Annotated in this window: 2 protein-coding genes and 1 pseudogene; all 3 read left to right on the top strand. The window is 71.3% G+C overall.

What is annotated here, in order from left to right; all coding sequences use genetic code 11:
* Positions 1 to 91 precede the first annotated feature (91 nt).
* A pseudogene (locus tag ACWF94_RS38000) lies at positions 92 to 190 on the top strand (recombination mediator RecR); the annotation flags it as partial.
* 22 nt (positions 191 to 212) lie between these two features.
* On the top strand, positions 213 to 1,037 hold the full coding sequence (locus ACWF94_RS37995; protein WP_453499436.1) for a sugar phosphate isomerase/epimerase family protein: 825 nt from the start codon (positions 213 to 215) through the stop codon (positions 1,035 to 1,037).
* 469 nt (positions 1,038 to 1,506) lie between these two features.
* A complete protein-coding gene (locus ACWF94_RS37990) occupies positions 1,507 to 2,736 on the top strand; it encodes an ABC transporter substrate-binding protein (protein WP_453499434.1) in 1,230 nt (409 codons plus the stop codon).
* Positions 2,737 to 2,825: the final 89 nt, after the last annotated feature.

Genomic DNA, 2,825 nt, shown 5'->3' with positions numbered 1-2,825 from the left:
GCATACGGCTCATGGACTCGTCACCGCCCGCCAGCGCCAGGTCGACCCCGCCCCAGCGCATCTGCATGGCGGCCGACCAGATGGCCTGCAAGCCGCCCGCATGATCAAGCCCATGGGCCTCAGGGTCACCCGCCTGGCCAGCGGCCTCCCGGTGGGTGGCGACCTGGAATACGCGGACGAGGTCACACTCGCCGGAGGCCCTGCTCGCCTCGATGGCCGAGGCCGGTTACGAGGGCAGCGAACTCGGCCCGCCCGGATTCCTCGGCACCCCCGAGGAGACCGCCGCCGCGTTCGCCCGCCACGGCCTGGCCGCGGTCGGCGCCTACATCCCGGTCCACTACGCGCTCGGCGACGACGTCGTGGAGTACGACCTGCGGCGGATGGAACAGACCTGCCGCGAACTCGCCGCCTGCGCCGACCGCTCCGGCGAGACGCCCCTCGCGATCCTCGCCGACGAAGGCAGCCAGGCGCTGCTGGAGAACCCGGCCCGCGCCTGGGACGACCGATCGCTGGCGCTGGACGAGGCAGGCTGGCAGCGGCTGGCGCACCTCTCCGCGCGCGCCGTCGAGCTGGCCCGCTCCTACGGGCTGCGCACCTCCTTCCACCCGCACATCTCCACGTACATCGAGTCACCGTGGGAGGTCGACCGGCTCCTTGAGCTGACCGAGGTCGGGCTGACGCTGGACATCGCGCACATCCAGCTCGCCGGCGGGGACCCGGTGGAGTGCCTGAAGAAGTGGCGCGAGCGCGTCAACCATGTGCATGTGAAGGACGTCGAGACGGACGTCATCCGCCGTGCCAAGGCGGAGGGCCGCAAGGACTTCGACACCTGGTGGGCGGAGGTCTGTGTGCCCTTCGGCAAGGGGGACGTCGACATCGACGCCTTCCTCGCCGATCTGCTGCGCGGCGGCTACCGCGACTGGCTGGTGGTCGAACAGGACCGCGCGCCGACGCCCGCGGAGCTGTACCCCCGGGTCGCCGCCGAGCAGGCCGCGAACCACGCCTGGCTGGCGGCCCGGGTCGCCGCACACCGGTGAGACACCCGCGGGGCCGTGTCGCCGGGCCGCCTCCTCCCGCACGGCGTGACGACGGGACCACGGCACCCGGGGCACCCCGCGCACGACGGGACCGCATCACCCGGGACACCCCCCGCGCGCCGGGACCGCAGACCCGGGGCGCACCCCCCGTACGACGGGACCACAGCGCCCGGGCCCCCGCACGACCGGACCGCATCACCCGGGGTGCCCGGCGCTCCCGGACACCCGCCGTCTTCCGGATCATCCTCACAGCCGTGACGTCACCGCTGCCCCCGGTTCGCAAAGGTGCGGGCCGCACGAAGTCGGAGCACTCATGAAGAAACCGCGTTGGAACAGGGCCGCGGGAATCGCCCTCACCGCTCTCCTGGCAAGCGCCTGCAGTGTTCCGGGGGCCGGCGGCCCGGCCGCCTCCTCCGGAATCCAGGGGCCTCGTATCACCGAGCCCGTCACGCCCGAGGAAGTGGCGGAGATGGGTGACACCACCCTTCGCGTCCTCGCCGACGCCGGTGAGGAGGAAACCCTCAAGAAGCTCGTCCCGCTCTACGAGAAGAAGTACCCGAACGTCAAGGTCGACGTCGCCACCAAGGGCTTCGACGACCTGATGAAGACCGTCGTCAACTCGATGTCCGGCTCGGACGCCCCGGACCTGGCACAGGGCAACCAGGGATACGGCACCGACGGCCCGCTGGTCGAGGCCGGCCTGCTGCGCCCGCTGGACGACGTCATGCGCGCATACGGCTGGGAGAACACCTTCACCGACGGCGCGCTCAAGCAGTACCGCTGGTCGCAGGACGGTTCGATCTTCGGCTCCGGCAGCCTCTACGGCATCAGCCCGGCCACCGAGTTCGTCGGCGTCTTCTACAACACCAGGACGCTCGACAAGCTGGGCATCAAGCCGCCGAAGACCTACGCGGAGTTCACCGAGGCGCTCGACAAGGCCAAGGACGCGGGCACCCAGCCCCTGATGCTCGGCAACGCCGAGAAGTACCCCGCCAGCCAGGTCATCGGACTGGTCCAGGCCCAGAACGTGCCCAGCCGCGACGTCCGCTCCTGGATCAGCGGCGTGCCCGGCGCGACCATCGCCGACCGGGGCACCGCGGACGCCGCCAGGACGGTCCGGGACTGGGCGAAGGACGGCTACTTCGGCAAGGGCTACGACGGCATCAGCTCCGACGACGCGGTCACCAAATTCAGCCAGGGCCAGGGCGCCTTCCTCATCGCCGGTTCCTGGAACGCCCCCGCTCTCCAGAAGTCCATGAAGGGCGGGGTCGGCTTCACCCTGCCCGCCCGCGCCGACGGCACCCGCGCTTCGGTGGGCTCGGGGGGCCTGGGCTGGCACATCTCGGCGAAGACCAAGAAGACCAAGGCCGCGGTCGCCTTCCTCGACATGCTGATGAGCAAGGAGTTCGCCCAGGTCATCGCCGACGTGGGCCGTACCCCCGTCACCGGCGGCACGGACGTCAGGGCGGCCAGCCCGGTCGTCGAGCAGGTCAACGACATCGGTCTGAAACTGCTCGCCGACGACGGCCAGAACTTCTATCTGGACTGGGCCTCCACCACCATGTACGACACCGTCGGGGCCACCACTCAGGATCTGCTGTCCGGCCGCGTCACACCGGAGGGCTTCACCCAGGGCCTGCAGAAGGACTGGCTGGCCTTCGCCAAGAAGCAGCGGACCGGCGCCGGGGACGCCTCATGAGCGCCCTCACTCCGGCCGGCCCGGCGGCCCGGCCCCGGAAGACGGCCGTCGGGCCCCCCGCGGCCGCCGGTCCGAAGGATCCCCGGAGC

It is taken from the genome of Streptomyces sp. NPDC055078, assembly GCF_053607985.1.
This window is presented reverse-complemented; position numbering and strand designations above follow the sequence as displayed.

What these genes read in the sequence shown, in the direction of transcription:
- ACWF94_RS37990 (WP_453499434.1), top strand. Translation starts at nt 1,507, where the DNA reads ATGGGTGACACCACCCTTCGCGTCCTCGCCGACGCCGGTGAGGAGGAA.
- ACWF94_RS37995 (WP_453499436.1), top strand. Translation starts at nt 213, where the DNA reads ATGGCCGAGGCCGGTTACGAGGGCAGCGAACTCGGCCCGCCCGGATTC.